Below are 17,332 nucleotides of genomic sequence, written 5' to 3'. Positions count from 1 at the left end.
TCCATGCTGTTATTTATCTAACAATTATTTATAATTGCCCGGCGTTTTGTTAATAAACTGGATATTATGCAGCACAGCGGTTATTCCTCAGCACAGGAAACAGAAGAAATTGTTCTTTGGCAGCTAGGTGTATTTACACTTAATTCTCAGCAACTGACTTTGTTAAAAGATAACATTGAACAGAATATAGAACCCAAAGCTGTGGCGCTGCTAGCCTACCTGAGCCAAAAGCCTGGCCAATATATCACCATCAATGAACTGATTGAACAGGTGTGGCACGGACGCTTTGTATCTGACGCAGCCGTCAGAGGTACTATCCGTAAACTGCGGGGCGCTTTGGGTGATACCGCCGAAACCCCGCAATATATTCAGTCTTCTCCTGGTCGCGGTTATCGCCTGTTACTTCAACCAACCCCAATAGTTAACACAAAATTATCTTCCTCAGCCGTTGAGCAGATATTGCACTCCCCGCGTCCTATAGCAAAAACATTGAATAACAGTAAACGTTCTATTATCGCAAGATCGGTAATAGCAGGAACAATCATCACTATTTTGCTGATAAGTATCTGGTTATTTAATAAAGCTCCGGAAGCAGAGCTTATGCCGTTTCAGATCGCAGAACTGGAAAACATCACCTCCTTTCCAAGTGAAAAATATGCTCTTGATATTTCAATAGATCAACGATTTGTCGCCTTTTCAGCCCGTACCGATTCTGCCAGTGGTTACCAGCTATTCCTGCTTGATAGAAAACTTAATCAGGTATTACAACTCACTGAAGATGCAAACAACATCACCGAAATTAAATTTATCAATGATGATCAGGATCTTGCCTATGTCGATCTGTCTTTTAAAGACAGCAAGCTAAGTATTCTCAGAAATATTGCTTCAGCCCCAACCAGCCTCTCAGAGGAAAATATTGTGCTTTCTGGTTATCGCTCAATTTCAGCACTGGAAAGAACAAGCAATACTGATGAAGTCTATGCAGCATTAGGCCATGCCCAGGCCCCGATGGCGGTGCTGCATAAAATCAATTTGCTGTCCGGTAGCCTGTTGCCGCTGACCTCTGCTGCTAAAGCATCAGAATTTGACTATCTCGCCTCACTGTCGCCGGATCAAACACAGTTGGCTATCGTCCGCAGGACATCTGATGATGAGATAAAACTTTCCATAATCTTACCCGGAACTCACAGCACCAAGCTGGCAGTTCGCCTGAACATCAACCCACAGTCGTTACAATGGTTAGCAAATAGTGCCGTTTTACTACTAACCACTGAAGAAGGACTTTATTTATTTGATACAACGACGCAGTCTTTGGTGAAAAATAGCCAGGAGCAGCGTTATATTCGAGTAGCAACCCGTAACGGTCAGCACTTTTATGGCATTGGCGAACAAGTTAATCAGTCTGCTAACTATTTTAAAGAGTCGGCGCTTAACTCGGCAGCAGCCATTACGTCTTCCCGCATATTTGAATTCGACTCATCTGTTGAAGATATGTTCTATATCAGCGAGACTGAATTTCTGTTGCTGCAGCATACCCCTGCCGGTAAAGTGCTGGCCGGTTATAAGCAAGGCGAACCTCTGCGAACATTTGAATTTAATGGTATAGACACGTTTAACACCTTACAAATTCTGGCCAGGCATCATACCGACAAGCGTTTTTTAGCCAATATCAATGGCCAATTAGCATTAATAGCGCCACTAGACAAAGAGCTAACATTTATTACCAGCCCGGCGGCACAGATTTCTGGCGGTAGCTTTACTCTTCAGGGAGATGGCATTCTCTATACCGAAAAAATTGCCGGTAACTGGTATATTATGCGTTATAACTATCGGGATTCGACAACCCAGCAGCTGCTAAGTAATTTTTACGCCCTAACGCCGTTACAGCAGCACTATATTGGTTTTAGTACCGACGAAAAAGTCCTGCTATTAAATGAACAGTTTGCTGTCATATCAGAAATCGCTATCGACAATATGCAGACAGTTCTGGATCCAATACAGCGGACTATGCAAATCACTATTGCATCCACCAGCCTGACACCCAATGCTGAGTTGCCTTTACCAATCAGTCTTACTTCTCCAACCCTGCCGCAATTATCACCTGACGCAAAAAAAATCATCGCCAGTGAGAAAGCTCCGCGTTTCCAGAGTATTTTCAGCTTCTCAGTTGACTAATTTAAATCAATAAAATCAGACAATTGGGTGTGGTTACCCAAAAAACACACCTCGTTACCTAAAAGCCACGCCATGCTTATCGCTTTTTCAGCACTAAAACCTACTCTTTGCTGCCAGACATATCGCATCTCAGAGATTTATGATGAGCGCAAATAGGAATATTTTTATTTCATACATTCAAAGGCATGAAGTTCTTTACAACTGGTGGATTTTGCTAAGAAACCTTACCAACCACTTCGACAGCATAATTAACTATGGAGTATTGGTTAATAAAATGGGACTTGTACTAGACAAGCCCTCGTCGCAAGAACTTAATCAAGTATTGTGGTTAGCTCTACAAAATAGAGTGAAAAAAGCCCATGGCTCATTAGACATAGGAGTTTTTACCACAGCAAACGTTGATAAAGAGATGGATTTGATATTACTACCATTTCCAGATGTTATTAGCAGCATTCAATATTTCTTTATAGTCCGCTCCACCACTGATGGAGCAGAGCAAGAAATAAAGGCTATTGATATGAGTCTGCACCGTTTTATCCTGTTCTTTTCCAAAATCCTAAAGAAAAATGAAGGCAATCGCTCACCAATTTATCAATTAAGTCAACGTGAGAAAACCTGTCTTTTCTGGGTAGCACAAGGAAAAAGCTCTTGGGAAACATCAAAGATAGTTGGCATTACAGAGAGAACAGTCAACCTACACATTACTAATGCCATTAGGAAAACGCAAAGTGTCAACCGACAACAAGCCATAACCAAATGCTTGATTTTAAATGAAATAATATAGCGTTCATTACATGAATTGAAAATGCAATATGTAAAATATGACATATTTAAATAAATCATAAATTAATGAAAATAAACCTGCTCTTTAATAGAGCCAACAAAAAATTAATTTTGATGAATTATATGTTAATTGCAATAAAAAAATCCATGTTGGGCGCTCTGCTGGGGCTAGGGCTAATAGTGGGCGCTGTTCCGGCTACAGCTATAGCAGCAGAGCCAAAGCTCGCTACAGCACCATCTTATGACACTCAAAGTGGTGAACTTCGTTGCGGTGTTCGTAGTGGCGAATGGTATTGCGAAATTGTTATTCGCTGGTAATTAGTCCCTGGCGGTACTCTCCGTTGAGTGCCGCCCTTACTGAGGTAATACAAATGACGAAAATAACCATAGCAATCGCTTTTTCTATCGGGATATGCAGCCCCTGCATCAGTGCCGACACCCACTCTCATATTAAACAGACCACAGCTAATATGCCGACCTGGGTGGTAGGCAGCTTGGGGTCAAACATCAACCAGACCTGGATTTTTTATCCAGGTCCAAAAATATCAGCAATAAAGTACGGCATCATCACGGCAGCCGATTTAGAACTTGCCCAAAAACAGGATTACAGTTTCGCCAGTGAACATAACATTACTTTTAGCCAGTTCGCAGATACCGTGCCTGAACTTGCCAGTTTGACCACAGATTTGCTAAACCAGGGCTACAAGCAGGTTATTCTGAATGTGTACCCACATAAAGAGATGTTTAAAGACACAATTAATGACCCTGACCACTGCCCACCCTGCACCCAGCAAAAGGTTTTGCTCGAATCTATCGCAAGTAAAGAAGTTGCCGTTATACATATAGAACTAAAGATGTAGCACAGAAGTAACCGGAGGACTTACTATGAAAAACAGGCCAGCACTAGCCATTCCAGAAGATATTCCTGTCAGCAAAAAAATCTCACGGGTTGGCCTTGTTCTATGCTTACTGATTGGTTTGTCCTCTATTGCTGTATTTGCTACCTCTCGGTTTGGTATTGCTATTGGCATGTCATCAGCAACAAGCTATCAAACTGAGTTGGTAACAAAAGCCTCTTTTGAAGACAGAGTATCAGCTTATGGTGAGTTGCGATCACAACAGTTACGCAGCCTGGTAACAGAAGTTGCCGGAACACTGCAAAGCATTGTTGTGCAACCCGGTGACCAGGTTAAAAAAGACAGCCCCATTTTGCAGCTAAGCAATACCACCGTTCAGCGCGAATACCAGCTAGCCGAACTGGAACTGCAAGAGCAACAGGCTAATTTGGCACAACTTGATGCAGAGCTATCCGATCAATATCTAAATCTCAACAATGAACGCAAATTGATCGGCGCAGAGCTAAGCACCCAGCAGGCAGAGTTTGAGGCTCGTCAAAGCCTGGCAGCGATGCAAATCGTATCGCAACTTGAGCTGAACAAAGAGCAAATGAAGCTGGAGCAAATTAAATTACGGCTAAAGCTGGCAGATGATCGGCTACAGACTTTTGAACAAACACGCCAGGCAAAACTGCGGGCGGCCAATTTACGCCTCAGTCGGGCAACTAATAGCCTAGATATGCGTAAAGCTGATGTTGATGCTCTGACTGTACGCGCAGGTATGGATGGCATACTACAAAACCTGAATGAAGAGCTAAAACTTGGGCAATGGCTTAATCAAAGTGTCAGTGTAGGCACAGTGGCAAACCCGTATAATATGTATGCGGAGCTGCGTGTCAGTGCATCCGATGCGGCGCGGATAAAAAGTGGGCAACCGCTGATGATTAATGTCAACGGGCAGCAGATTGATGCTGTAGTCAACCGGGTTGCTCCTGCCGTTGTACGTAACCAGGTACAAATTGATGCATCCTTTCTAGCATCACTGCCCGATTCAGCCAGGCCTGACATAGAAGTCAGCGCCACTATCACCGTTGCATCTGAGCAGAACGTACTGGTTATCAGCCGCCCGGCACATTTTCAGCGGGCTCAACCATTCTCCCTTTATGTAGCTAATAACAATAATACCTATACGCTACGGCAGGTATTGGTTAACTCCTACTCATCACGTCAGCTTGTTGTAAGTGAAGGACTTAAAGAAGGTGAGCAGGTTTTGCTGGCAGACCCGGCAGACTGGGCGTTTAGAGATAGCATAAAAATACCTTGAATATGTCATAGCAGGAATAAAAATGGCCGATTATTTACTTAAAACAGAAAATCTCAGCAAAGTGTTTGGCAAAGGGTCAGCGCAAACATACGCCCTGAACGATATTTCGCTGCATGTTGAAACAGGAGATTTTATTGCGATAACCGGCCCGTCTGGCTGCGGCAAATCAACACTGCTATCCATTCTTGGTTTATTAGACAACCCTACTTCTGGTGATTACAGATTATGTAACCGCAATATCCGGCAACTTTCTAATTATCAGAAATCGCATTTGCGTAATCGTAGCCTAGGCTGGATATTTCAAAACTTTAACTTAATCTGCGATATGACGGTTTTGGAAAACGTGATGCTTCCGCTGCGTTACACAAAAGGCATCTCAGCCGCACAGATGAAAAAAAGTGCTATTGAATGTCTGCAACAGGTTAGTATCGCTGATAAAGCTAACAGCTTGCCTTCTGAGCTGTCTGGTGGGCAACAGCAGCGAGTAGCCATTGCCAGAGCCATAGTGCAACACCCTGATATTCTGTTAGCAGACGAACCCACAGGTAGTCTGGACAGTGAAAATGCCGAGCAAATTTTTCAGTTATTGCAAAAGTTAAATATCGGAGGCATGACTATTCTGCTGGTTACCCATGCCAGAGAATTGGCAGAGCGTTGCAACAGGATCATCAGAATGAAGGATGGACAGCTCTGCGATACAGAGCCAATGTCTGTAGCCCCTGACCATAACTCACTCTATAGAGCATAACGATAATATGTTTGACATTATTTTTGGTTACAGGTTATTACTGAAAAACAAAATACAATCACTGGTGATTATGTCTGGTTTGGCACTACTGTGTGCTATTTTAGTGGTTGTCAGCGCTCTAACACCGTCGATACTTAGCCAAAAACCAACCTGGATTAATAGTGAAAGCCGCCATGTTACCGTTGGTGTCACCGGGCATGATCAGCGCATGCAACCCAGTTCTATTGCCCGGTTAGAGCAACTGCAACAACTGCCCGGAGTAGCCAATATCAGCTACTTAGGGCAAATAAACACCCCTGTCCGGGTTGCTGGTAAAACTGTCACTGCTTCTATAATTCTTATCGACTTTCAATTGCTACAAAAATCCAACCTGGTTAAATCAACTAATGATATTCATTTCCAGCAGCAGGTTTATATATCAAAAGATTTTGCCCGGCAGTTTAGTCACGCTTTGCCCGGTGAGTATCTTACGCTGGAAGAGTCAAATCTGGCGCTTGAGGTAGCGGGTTATCTGCCCGATAGTTTACACAACATAGGTATCTGGCAAGCTGATATTTTGCTTTCCGTCCGCCATTTCTCCGGCCTGGTTAAAGTAAACTTTGCCAATGGTAAGCTTGAAACCGCCTTACTTAACAGGATAAAGAATCAGCTTGCCCGCGAGATGCCGTCATTTATTGGCATAGCTGAGCTAACGTCCGGTTACACTATGGCAGATATAGCCGCTCATACGCCAGATAAACGGGAAAACACCGGAAACCTCAGCCTATCTACCAACATTGACAATTTAGCACCCTATTTTTTTCCTGGTATTGAATTTGCGCCAGAAGCAAAGAAACAACTGCTGCGGCAATGGTGGTTATTGCTGATATTAGCCATAAGTTTTGCGGTTATGAACAGCTTAAATCTGTTGACCATGAATTTTAGTAAACTACTGGAGCGCACAACAGAGCTTAGGCTCAGATTATCTGTTGGCGCGCATTACACAGATATAATGCGTCAGTTAGCTGCCGAAAATTTATGCCTGATTGCCATTTCTGGCGCGTTGGGGCTGGCATTAGCAGCAGGTACGTTTTGGCTCACACAAAACATGCTGCCGGAGCTGCATCTTAGTAGTGGTATTATGATATTTGCCATGCTGCTGGCTGTAGTTTTAATTGGCACCCTGGTACTGCTTAGTGCCTGGCTGCCGATGTTCAGCATCCTGCGCGACAACCTGTTTAATCGTAGTAAAAGTCAGCAATCCACACTCATTGGCCGCTGGCTCAGCAAGATTAATGTCACATTCCAGATACTCGTTGCAGGTGTAGTGTTATCACTTGCCTGCGGCATTTTCAGCGCACAGTGGCTGTCGCTTTCCAACATTAATTTGGACACCAGTATACAGCAATGGTCAGTTATACCTGACCAGACATCTGGCGAGAGAAAACACTTATTACCAAAAACATTGTGGCAACAGCTACAAAGTGAAAACGCCCAGGTTGCCTTATCTCAGGACAATACAATCAAACCAGATAGCCTGACATCAGAAATATCCCTTTATAGCCCGGATGAGCCAACAGCAAATCTGGTTAACCTGCTTTCTGTTTCCTCCAATTACTTTCAGTTACTGGGTGTTTCATTTTTAAGCGGCACATCTGTAGCTGAACAGCGGGTTGTTATAAATAATGCTGCCGCACACTTGTTAGGCTTTCCTAACCCTGATGCAGCCATTAACCAACGGCTGTTTATCAGAAATGCGTACTTGTTGGGGCTAAACGAACAAGAGCCGATTTTTATCGCCGGTATTATTGAGAACCTGCCACATTTTGGCACTTTGAATAAACATACCCCAATGCTCTATGCTGATATTGCCATGCTTAAGCAAACACCGGCTGTTACGGTACTTGTCAACCCGGCAGAACAGCACACTTTATATAACGGAGTCAATTCGCTAATTACTGCAAATGATCCTTATTGGTCTTTGAATTTCGATGGTAGCATCCAGCAGCAGCTACAATATGAAAACCGTTATTTAAACCAGCTTACTCTGGTTGCGCTGACACTGGCAACGCTACTGTCTGCACTGGCAGGGTTTAGTTTGTACTACCAGATAAATGCCGATGCCTTACAGCAGCAAACCCGCTTTGGCATCATGATCGCCGTAGGCGCTTCCGGGCTGCATATCCTGAAGTTACTCATGAGCTCATTAGCATCGGCTTTTATCGTAGCAGTCAGTTTATTAGCTGTATTGCTACTGATATTCCAAGCCTCTTTCAGAGTATTGTTTACTGAATATAGCGTCAGTTTGCTTCAGTTATTGGTAGTTATAGCTATGCTAAGTATTATTATGGTGCTTAGCTGTATTAAGCCCTTTATAAAAACGCTGCACAATAGCGCAGCGTCTTTAATAAGAGGGAGCTAATTGCTACAAGCTTGCTTTATTGCAACAGCGAAATATCTGCTACCTGCAAAAACAACTCGCGCAACTGCTTTAACAGCGCCTGGCGGTTGGCCCGCACGGCGGCGTCATCGGCATTTACCATTACTTTGTCGAAGAAGTTGTCGATAACCTCACGCATTGACGCTAAGTGGGCCAATCCTTCAGCATAGCTGTGCCGGCCTGCCTGATACGCCTGCTCGGCTACTATGGCGCAGTGCAGTGCCTGCTCGGCATCTTCCTGTAATAAGGCAGTATTTACCACAGTGGCAATGTCGCCCTCTACTTTAGCCAGTATATTGGCCACCCGCTTATTAGCGGCGGCTAAAGCCGGTGCGGAATCTAGTTTACGAAACTGTGCTACTGCTTTTACTCGACGGTCAAAATCAGACGGGTTAGTTGGTCGACGCGCTAATACCGCTTGAATTACATCGACGCTATAGCCCTCAGCTTCGTACCAAGCACGGAAACGACCCAACATAAAATCGAGTACTTCAGCGGCAACGTTAGCATTACTCAGCTTATCGGCAAACGTATGCTGGCTAAAGGCAATAATATCAAGTAAATCCAAAGGTAACTGCTTTTCTACCATAATACGTAGCGCACCTATCGCCGCACGACGCAGTGCAAATGGATCTTTATCACCTTTAGGTGCTTGGCCAATACCAAAAATACCCACTAGCGTATCTAGCTTATCGGCTATAGCAACTGCGGCACCTTCTAACCGGCTGGGTAGCTGGTCACCAGCAAAGCGCGGCATATATTGCTCATTGAGCGCCAAGGCTACCGCTTCCTGCTCACCATCTAGCCGAGCGTAATGCATGCCCATAATGCCCTGCACTTCTGGAAACTCACCCACCATATTGGTCATTAAATCTGCTTTAGATAACAAACCGGCGCGTGCTGCAGAGTGCTTATCCGCACCAATTTTTTCTGCAATAAAACCAGCAACTTTGCTGATCCGCTCTGACTTTTCCGCCAGTGTACCCAGCTGCTGCTGAAATAAAACCGTTTTTAGACTGTCTAAACGTTGCTCCAACGTTTTCTTACGGTCGGTATTAAAGAAAAACTGAGCATCAGCTAAGCGCGGTCGCACCACTTTTTCATTACCTGAAATAATTTGCTGCGGATCTTTGCTGGCAATATTAGTCACAAATATAAATTTATTCATTAACTTGCCGTTTTGATCTAGCAACGGAAAATACTTCTGGTTATCTTTCATCGTTGAAATTAGTGGCTCTGCTGGCACCTGCAGAAAGCTTTCATCAAAACTACCCACTAGCACCACTGGCCACTCTACTAACGCGGTAACTTCCTCAAGCAATGCATCATCTACTTGTACTTTACCCTTGTGTTCAGCCGCTACTTTTTCTACGCCCTCGGCAATAAAAGCTTTACGTTCAGCAAAATCGGCAACGACGTAAGCTTGACGTAATGCAGTTAAATAATGATCAGCGTTATTAATGGTTAACTTAGCTGGCGCATGAAAGCGATGACCATGTGTTTGGTTGCCACTAGCACGACCTAAAATAGTGGCAGGCACCACATCATTGCCATAAAGCATAACAACAGTTTGTACAGGGCGAATAAACTCAGCGTCTGAACTACCCCAGCGCATTGGCTTAGCGATGGGCAGCTTGGCTAAGGCTTGAGCCACAACCTCAGGTAACAAGCTAACAACGCTGGCGCCTTTAACTAAGGCTTTATGCAGTAACCACGCACCTTTATCGGTTTCTAACTTTTCAGCTTGAGCAACGTTAATGCCGCAACCGGCTGCCCAGCCTTGCGCCGCTTTAGTTGCATTGCCATTGGCATCAAATGCGGCACTAAGTGCGGGTCCGCGCTTCTCAACTACTTTATCCGCTTGCTGCGGTGTTAATGCATTAATACGCACCGCTAAACGCCGTGGTGCCGCATACCAGTGTACATCAGCATGGCTAAGCTCCAACTTTGCTAGTTCGGCTTGCAGGTTATCCGCAAAGGCGGTGGCTAAGGTTCTAAGCGCTTTTGGTGGTAACTCTTCAGTACCAATTTCAACAAAAAAATCTGGTGCAGACATTATGCCTCCTGCTTACGACATAAAGGAAAGCCGAGCTTTTCACGCGAGGCATAATAGGCTTCAGCACACGCTTTTGATAGCGCCCTTACCCGTAAAATATACCGCTGGCGCTCGGTTACCGAAATAGCATGCCGTGCATCTAATAGGTTAAACGCATGCGAGGCCTTCATTACCTTTTCATAAGCCGGTAACGGCAAGCCTTGCTCAATTAAATATTGGCTTTCTTTTTCACACTGATCAAAAGAGGCGAATAATGCGCTGACATCAGCGTGCTCAAAATTATAGGTTGATTGCTCAACTTCATTTTGATGAAACACATCGCCATAACTAACACGGCCTAGCGGACCGTCAGCCCAGACCAAATCATAAATTGAGTCTACGCTCTGAATATACATAGCTAGGCGTTCTAAACCGTAGGTAATCTCACCCGTTACTGGCCGACATTCTAAGCCGCCAACTTGCTGAAAATAAGTAAACTGCGTCACTTCCATACCGTTTAGCCAGACTTCCCAACCTAAGCCCCAAGCGCCAAGCGTTGGTGATTCCCAGTTATCTTCGACAAAACGAATATCATGTACCAGCGTATCTATGCCCAATTCACGTAATGAACCTAAGTACAATTCCTGCATATTATCGGGAGAAGGTTTCAAGATAACTTGAAACTGGTAATAGTGCTGTAATCGGTTAGGATTTTCGCCATAGCGGCCATCGGTTGGTCGTCGACAAGGCTGTACATAAGCCACGTTGGTTGGCTCCGGCCCTAACGAGCGCAAAAAAGTCATGGGATGAAACGTACCCGCACCCACTTCTAAATCGAGCGGCTGCACAATGACACAACCTTGACGTGCCCAGTAATCTTGTAGGGCTAAAATAAGGCCCTGAAAGGTTTTAGTATCGTATTTATGCATTCGCTTCTAACTCGCTAAAATGACTGAGGGGCCGAAGCCCCTGTGGTTTTATCTGATTATTACTATACGTCTAAGTTAGCGACGTACAACGCGTTCTCTTCAATAAAGGCGCGGCGTGGCTCTACGTGGTCGCCCATCAGCGTTGCAAATAGCTGGTCAGCACCAATGGCATCCTCAATGGTAACCTGCAGCATACGGCGGGTATTCGGATCCATCGTGGTTTCCCATAGTTGCTCAGGGTTCATTTCACCCAAACCTTTGTAGCGCTGAATATAAAGACCGCGCTTAGATTCACTCATCAACCACTCTAACGCTTCAAGGAAGGTTTCAACTGGCTTGGTTTTTTCACCGCGGCGCACAAAGCTATCTGCTTCCATTAGGTCACGAATTTCATCACCTAACTCGGCAATGCTTAAATAATCACGCGACGTAACGAAGTCATGATGTAATAAGTATTCGTTGTCTATACCATGCTGACGAATGATTACTTTAGGCAAGAATAACTGACGCTCACGGTCTTCGTGAATGTCATAGCGATAACTTGAGCCATCACCTTCTTTTGCTTCTAAGCGGTCAACCAGTGTTTTAGCCCACTGCTCACTATAGGCGGCACCTTTAGCTTGAACCACATCTAAAGCAGGCACGTAAATTAACTCGTTTAACAAATTAAACGGTATTTTACGCGTTAAGCGAGTAATGGTTGCTGACACTCTGTGGTATTGACGCACTAACTTTTCTAATGCTTCACCGCCAATGCCTGGTGCATCTGGGTTTACATGCAATGACGCTTCATCTAACGCCAGCGTGGTTAAATATTCAGTTAATGCCGCTTCGTCTTTAATATATTGCTCTTGTTTGCCTTTTTTCACTTTATACAGTGGTGGTTGAGCAATATAGATATAGCCGCGCTCAATTAACTCCGGCATTTGGCGATAAAAGAACGTGAGTAGCAAGGTACGAATGTGTGAACCGTCAACGTCAGCATCCGTCATCAAAATAATGCTGTGATACCGTGTTTTGTCTGGGTTATATTCTTCGCGGCCGATACCACAACCTAAAGCGGTAATTAACGTACCCACTTCTTGTGATGACAGCATTTTGTCAAAACGGGCTTTTTCAACGTTAAGAATTTTACCTTTTAACGGCAGTATCGCTTGGTTCTTGCGGTTACGCCCCTGCTTTGCAGAGCCGCCCGCTGAGTCACCTTCCACTATATAGAGTTCAGACAATGCAGGGTCTTTTTCTTGACAGTCCGCTAGCTTACCAGGTAAACCGGCAATATCAAGCGCACCTTTACGGCGAGTCATTTCCCGTGCTTTACGTGCAGCATCACGCGCGCGCGCCGCATCAACAATTTTACCTACAATTATTTTTGCATCACCGGGGTTTTCTAGCAGATATTCATTAAGCTTCTCTGCCATCACGCTTTCAACTGCAGATCTCACTTCTGACGAAACCAGTTTATCTTTAGTTTGTGAACTGAACTTAGGATCAGGAACTTTAACACTTACTACCGCAGTTAGGCCTTCACGCGCATCGTCACCTGACGCCTGCACTTTCATTTTTTTGGCGTAACCTTCTTGTTCAATATAGGTGTTTAATACGCGAGTTAACGCACCACGGAAACCGGCTAAGTGAGTACCACCGTCACGCTGTGGAATATTATTGGTAAAGCAGAACACGTTTTCGCTGTAGCTATCGTTCCATTGCATCGCAACTTCAACCGAAATACCATCTTCACGCTGGTCGGTAAAATAAAACGCTTTTGGATGCACGCTGGTTTTACTGCGATTTAAATACTGCACAAAGGCTTCAATACCACCTTCGTATTTAAAATGGTCTTTTCTATCGTTACGCTCGTCGTTAAGAATAATACTAACGCCCGAGTTTAAAAATGATAGCTCACGTAAGCGCTTAGCCAAAATTTCAAAGTGATAATTAATATCACTAAACACGGTTGGGCTTGGCCAGAAACGCAATGATGTACCCTTGTCTTCGGTTTCTCCGATGACAGTAAGCGGCATCTGTGGCACGCCTAAATGGTAAATCTGCTGGTGCACTTTGCCACTGCGGCGAATAGTCAGTTCAAGCTTATCAGACAGCGCGTTAACAACAGACACACCTACGCCGTGCAAACCACCTGACACTTTGTATGAATTGTCGTCAAACTTACCGCCTGCGTGCAGTACTGTCATAATAACTTCAGCCGCCGATACACCCTCTTCGTGCATATCGGTTGGGATACCGCGGCCGTTATCGCGCACTGACACCGAACCATCACTATGAATGGTTACCCAAATGTCAGTACAGTGGCCAGCTAACGTTTCATCGATAGCGTTGTCAACCACTTCAAACACCATGTGGTGCAAGCCTGTACCATCATCAGTGTCACCGATGTACATACCCGGTCTTTTACGAACTGCATCCAGTCCTTTTAATACTTTAATACTCGAGGAATCGTAATTATGTTGTTCGGCCATCGTTATCTGTCCGTGCTGTTAGCTGCCCATGTTCCACGTGAAACATCGCCAGTTGCCCGGCGTCGATAAATGGTGAAACCTGTTCAGCGTTAATTGCAGTAATAAAAACCTGAGAGTTTATATCGCGTAAATAACTAAATATCTGTCGGGTAGACTGCTGGTCTAATTCCGACGCTAAATCATCAATCAGTAACAACGGCTGCTTCCTGCCGCTGTCCCGTATCACATTATTTTGCGCAATTTTAAGCGCAAATAATAACACTTTTAACTGACCACGGGATAACACTTCTTCTGCAGCCCATTGGTCTTTCTTTATTTTTAAATCGGCCTTTTGAGGGCCATATTGGGTAAAGCCCATTCGGTAATCTTGCGTAAAACTTTGCTGCAACAACTGTTGTAAATCCGCAGCAGTTGCTACGCGTTCTGGCCAACCTTGTTGCAATTGAAAGTTTAATTCAGCCATTAGTGGTTGTTCGGCGTCAGCAGTTAAAGTACGAAATGTAGCTTCTAACTGGTTAACATACTTAGCCCGCAACTGCTGTAGCTCAAAAGCTAACTCGGCAAACTGTTGATCCCAAAATTCAAATTGGCCGTCGTATTGCCTGCTAGTTTTTAGCAACGCATTACGTTGCTTTAATACTTTATTAAACCGCAACCAACTATCAAAAAAACGTTGTTCCACGTGGAACAAACCCATATCGAAAAACTGTCGCCGCTCTTTTGGCCCGCCAAAAAACAATCTAAAACTATCGGGTGTAATTAGTTGTACTGGTAATAACTGCGCAAATTCAGCAAGCCTGTTTACATTGGCGCCATTCAGTCTTAGTAGCAAATCGCCTTGCTTGTCACGCTGCAAACCTAAACTATGTGTTTGCTGTTGCTCTGACACTTTAGCATGCAATACAAAACTATTCTCATCATGCTGTATCAGGCGCTGCGTGCGGCTGGTACGAAATGACCTGCCGTGCGCCAAATAGTAAATAGCTTCTAATAAACTGGTTTTACCGCTGCCATTCATGCCAATAATTAAATTAAACTGGCGATGCGCTTGCAACGATACTGCCGTCAAATTACGAAACTGGCTAGCGCTAAGAGACAGCAGTGACATAGGTGTTATAAGCGCATTGGCATAACGACGTAAGATGCGCCAACATTACCTACACCTTCGACTAACGCGCTAGAGTTCGCGTCATTTAAATGTAGCAACACCAGATCGGTGGTTAGCGTATTCAGTACATCAAGTAGATAACCCACGTTAAAACCAATTTCTAACTTATCGCCTTGGTATTCAACTTCAATAATTTCTTCTGCTTGCTCATGTTCGGGGTTGTTTGCCACAATTTGCAACTCGCCGCTACACAACGTAAAGCGTACTCCGCGGTATTTTTCGTTCGACAAAATAGAAGCGCGAGTACAGGCGTCTTTAAGCACGCTACGATGCGCGGTAACTAACTTAGTGCTATTACGTGGCAAAACCCGACGATAATCAGGGAAACGACCATCAATTAATTTACTGCTAAAAACATAGTTAGCGTCGGTTAAACGAATATGGTTTTGGCCTAAGCTTAACGTAATAAGCTCGCCATCGTTCGCCAACAAGCGCATAATTTCTAACACGCCTTTGCGTGGAATAATAATCTGCTTTTGCTGGGCAACTAAATCTGGCAACTCAAGACCACTTAACGCCAAACGATGGCCATCGGTAGCTACAGCTTTAACCGCACCATTATCGACTTCAAACAATAAACCGTTTAGGTAATAACGCACGTCTTGATTGGCCATAGAAAAAGCCGTATCGTCTAACAATTTACGCAGTTGCGTTCGAGTCAACTGCAAGTCAACTTCACCCTGCCAGCTTTCTAAATTTGGATATTCAGACGCGCTGAGTGTCGACAAAGTAAACTTAGTTTTGCCACAACTCAAAATACAATTATCACCTTGCAATAGCACCTTTATATCAGCGCTTTCCGGCAAGCTACGACAAATATCTAACAGCTTTTTGGCAGGCACCGTAACTCTGCCTGGGCTTTGTATTGTTAGCGCATCTGTAGTCGCGACTAGCTCAACCTCTAAATCAGTACCGGTTAACGATAATGTGTCTTCGGTTACTTCAAGTAGCACGTTAGATAAAATAGGTAATGTATGACGACGTTCAATTGCGCCGGACACCATTTGCAACGGTTTAAGTAAGGCGTCTCTGTTAATGGTAAATTGCATGAACAAGTCCCTTTACGATGACAAGGTACGGATTAAATTCTGAAAATCTTCTTTTATTTCGTGTGTTTCTTCTTTAAGCGACTCGATTTTACGGCATGCGTGCAACACTGTTGTATGATCACGCCCACCAAAAGCATCACCAATTTCAGGTAAACTATGGTTGGTTAGCTCTTTTGATAAAGCCATCGCCATCTGTCTTGGCCGCGCGACTGAACGCGAACGACGTTTTGACAGCAAATCAGCAACGCGTATTTTGTAATACTCAGCCACTGTTTTTTGAATATTTTCAATCGTAACTAGCTTGTCTTGCAGCGCAAGTAAATCACGTAAGGCTTCACGAACAAAATCGATTGTAATAGGCCGGCCGGTAAAATTAGCATTAGCAATAACTCGGTTGAGCGCACCTTCAAGTTCACGTACGTTAGAGCGTAAGCGTTTGGCAATAAAAAAGGCGACTTCTTCCGGTAAGCGAATTTGGTTCTCATGCGCTTTACGCATCAAAATAGCCACTCGCGTTTCTAGTTCTGGCGGCTCAATGGCAATCGTTAAGCCCCAGCCGAAGCGGGATTTTAAGCGGTCTTCAACACCGTCAATTTCTTTGGGGTAACGATCGCTGGTAAGAATTATTTGTTGGTTACCTTCAAGCAAGGCGTTAAAGGTGTGAAAAAATTCTTCTTGTGAACGCTCTTTGTTAGCAAAAAACTGAATGTCATCGATAAGCAAGGCATCAACCGAACGATAGTAACGTTTAAATTCTTCTATCGCGTTGTTTTGTAAAGCTTTAACCATATCTTGCACAAAGCGCTCTGAATGCATATAGATAACTTTGGCATCCGGTTTTTTCGCTAAAATACCATTACCTACCGCATGTAATAAATGCGTTTTACCTAAGCCGGTGCCGCCATAAATAAATAGTGGATTATAAGCTGTGCCCGGATTATCGGCGACCTGACTTGCTGCAGCACGGGCAAGCTGGTTTGATTTACCTTCAACAAAGTTAGTAAAGGTATACATAGCACGCACGTTGCTAGTAATCATTTTAGGTGCTGGCTCAGGAATTTCTTTAGCAACCGACGCAACGGGCGGTGCAGAGGTAGGTACAAACGCAGGCGGTGCACTAGTGCGCGCTCTATTGGCCTGATTAGAACCAACATCAAATTTCAACCGTGGTGCATCATCACCACAGTAATCATGGATCAGCTCCATTATTCGGTTCAAATATTTTTCACGTACCCAATCCAGCACAAAACGATTAGGTGCATACAACGTCAGCCCAGAGTCTGAACTGTCAGCTTGTAGCGGTCTGATCCACATACTGAAATGCTGGGCGGGCAATTCGGCTTGTAGTGCTTGCAGGCAATTTAGCCAAACGGACTGATACACCAT

Annotated in this window: 13 protein-coding genes; 7 read left to right on the top strand and 6 right to left on the bottom strand. The window is 44.3% G+C overall.

Going from position 1 to position 17,332, the window contains the following annotated elements; genetic code table 11:
* Nucleotides 1-66 precede the first annotated feature (66 nt).
* From E0Z06_RS00065 to E0Z06_RS00035, 7 genes are all read left to right on the top strand, one after another.
* Complete coding sequence (locus tag E0Z06_RS00065) at nucleotides 67-2,175, top strand: winged helix-turn-helix domain-containing protein (RefSeq protein WP_132580719.1); 2,109 nt, start codon at nucleotides 67-69, stop codon at nucleotides 2,173-2,175.
* 139 nt (nucleotides 2,176-2,314) lie between these two features.
* Nucleotides 2,315-2,959, top strand: a complete 645-nt coding sequence (locus E0Z06_RS00060) for a helix-turn-helix transcriptional regulator (protein ID WP_132580716.1) — start codon at nucleotides 2,315-2,317, stop codon at nucleotides 2,957-2,959.
* A gap of 65 nt (nucleotides 2,960-3,024) precedes the next feature.
* The gene (locus tag E0Z06_RS00055) at nucleotides 3,025-3,276 is read left to right on the top strand and encodes a hypothetical protein (RefSeq protein ID WP_132580713.1); all 252 of its coding nucleotides are present in this window, start codon (nucleotides 3,025-3,027) and stop codon (nucleotides 3,274-3,276) included.
* A 53-nt stretch (nucleotides 3,277-3,329) separates the two neighbouring features.
* Nucleotides 3,330-3,818, top strand: coding sequence for a hypothetical protein (locus tag E0Z06_RS00050; protein ID WP_132580710.1), 489 nt, complete (start codon nucleotides 3,330-3,332; stop codon nucleotides 3,816-3,818).
* 25 nt (nucleotides 3,819-3,843) lie between these two features.
* A complete protein-coding gene (locus tag E0Z06_RS00045; RefSeq protein ID WP_132580707.1) occupies nucleotides 3,844-5,118 on the top strand; it encodes an HlyD family efflux transporter periplasmic adaptor subunit in 1,275 nt (424 codons plus the stop codon).
* Nucleotides 5,119-5,140: 22 nt separating this feature from the next.
* Nucleotides 5,141-5,866 carry an ABC transporter ATP-binding protein gene (locus E0Z06_RS00040; protein ID WP_132580704.1) on the top strand — a complete coding sequence of 242 codons (726 nt, stop codon included), beginning with the start codon at nucleotides 5,141-5,143 and terminating at the stop codon, nucleotides 5,864-5,866.
* A gap of 7 nt (nucleotides 5,867-5,873) precedes the next feature.
* Entirely contained in the window at nucleotides 5,874-8,267 is a 2,394-nt protein-coding gene (locus E0Z06_RS00035; protein WP_132580702.1) for an FtsX-like permease family protein, read from the top strand.
* Between the two features lie 16 nt (nucleotides 8,268-8,283).
* Here the strand turns inward: E0Z06_RS00035 and glyS are convergent, their stop codons facing one another.
* The 6 genes from glyS to dnaA all read right to left on the bottom strand — a co-directional run bounded on the left by glyS (nucleotide 8,284) and on the right by dnaA (nucleotide 17,329).
* Complete coding sequence (gene glyS, locus E0Z06_RS00030) at nucleotides 8,284-10,341, bottom strand: glycine--tRNA ligase subunit beta (protein ID WP_132580699.1); 2,058 nt, start codon at nucleotides 10,339-10,341, stop codon at nucleotides 8,284-8,286.
* Nucleotides 10,341-11,249 (bottom strand): glycine--tRNA ligase subunit alpha, encoded by a 909-nt coding sequence (glyQ, locus tag E0Z06_RS00025; RefSeq protein WP_132580696.1) that lies wholly within the window; start codon nucleotides 11,247-11,249, stop codon nucleotides 10,341-10,343. The genes glyS and glyQ overlap by 1 nt, the downstream gene beginning before the upstream one ends.
* A gap of 62 nt (nucleotides 11,250-11,311) precedes the next feature.
* On the bottom strand, nucleotides 11,312-13,729 hold the full coding sequence (gene gyrB, locus E0Z06_RS00020; protein WP_132580693.1) for a DNA topoisomerase (ATP-hydrolyzing) subunit B: 2,418 nt from the start codon (nucleotides 13,727-13,729) through the stop codon (nucleotides 11,312-11,314).
* Nucleotides 13,713-14,837, bottom strand: coding sequence for a DNA replication/repair protein RecF (recF, locus tag E0Z06_RS00015; RefSeq protein WP_132580690.1), 1,125 nt, complete (start codon nucleotides 14,835-14,837; stop codon nucleotides 13,713-13,715). Before recF ends, gyrB begins: the two co-directional genes overlap by 17 nt.
* Nucleotides 14,838-14,842: 5 nt before the next feature.
* Nucleotides 14,843-15,946 (bottom strand): DNA polymerase III subunit beta, encoded by a 1,104-nt coding sequence (gene dnaN, locus E0Z06_RS00010; protein WP_132580687.1) that lies wholly within the window; start codon nucleotides 15,944-15,946, stop codon nucleotides 14,843-14,845.
* 12 nt (nucleotides 15,947-15,958) lie between these two features.
* Nucleotides 15,959-17,329 carry a chromosomal replication initiator protein DnaA gene (gene dnaA / locus E0Z06_RS00005; protein WP_132586877.1) on the bottom strand — a complete coding sequence of 457 codons (1,371 nt, stop codon included), beginning with the start codon at nucleotides 17,327-17,329 and terminating at the stop codon, nucleotides 15,959-15,961.
* Nucleotides 17,330-17,332 lie beyond the last annotated feature (3 nt).

Source organism: Rheinheimera sp. D18, from assembly GCF_004345025.1.
GTDB classification, from domain to species: domain Bacteria; phylum Pseudomonadota; class Gammaproteobacteria; order Enterobacterales; family Alteromonadaceae; genus Alishewanella; species Alishewanella metallidurans.
The sequence above is the reverse complement of the archived record's forward strand: the minus strand, read 5'-3'. Positions and strand labels throughout refer to the sequence as shown.

Coding starts and splice junctions, on each gene's coding strand:
- E0Z06_RS00035 (WP_132580702.1), top strand. CDS start 5,874: ATGTTTGACATTATTTTTGGTTACAGGTTATTACTGAAAAACAAAATA.
- E0Z06_RS00040 (WP_132580704.1), top strand. CDS start 5,141: ATGGCCGATTATTTACTTAAAACAGAAAATCTCAGCAAAGTGTTTGGC.
- E0Z06_RS00055 (WP_132580713.1), top strand. CDS start 3,025: ATGAAAATAAACCTGCTCTTTAATAGAGCCAACAAAAAATTAATTTTG.
- gyrB (WP_132580693.1), bottom strand. CDS start 13,729: ATGGCCGAACAACATAATTACGATTCCTCGAGTATTAAAGTATTAAAA.
- E0Z06_RS00060 (WP_132580716.1), top strand. CDS start 2,315: ATGATGAGCGCAAATAGGAATATTTTTATTTCATACATTCAAAGGCAT.
- E0Z06_RS00065 (WP_132580719.1), top strand. CDS start 67: ATGCAGCACAGCGGTTATTCCTCAGCACAGGAAACAGAAGAAATTGTT.
- E0Z06_RS00045 (WP_132580707.1), top strand. CDS start 3,844: ATGAAAAACAGGCCAGCACTAGCCATTCCAGAAGATATTCCTGTCAGC.
- dnaN (WP_132580687.1), bottom strand. CDS start 15,946: ATGCAATTTACCATTAACAGAGACGCCTTACTTAAACCGTTGCAAATG.
- E0Z06_RS00050 (WP_132580710.1), top strand. CDS start 3,330: ATGACGAAAATAACCATAGCAATCGCTTTTTCTATCGGGATATGCAGC.
- glyS (WP_132580699.1), bottom strand. CDS start 10,341: ATGTCTGCACCAGATTTTTTTGTTGAAATTGGTACTGAAGAGTTACCA.
- recF (WP_132580690.1), bottom strand. CDS start 14,837: ATGTCACTGCTGTCTCTTAGCGCTAGCCAGTTTCGTAATTTGACGGCA.
- glyQ (WP_132580696.1), bottom strand. CDS start 11,249: ATGCATAAATACGATACTAAAACCTTTCAGGGCCTTATTTTAGCCCTA.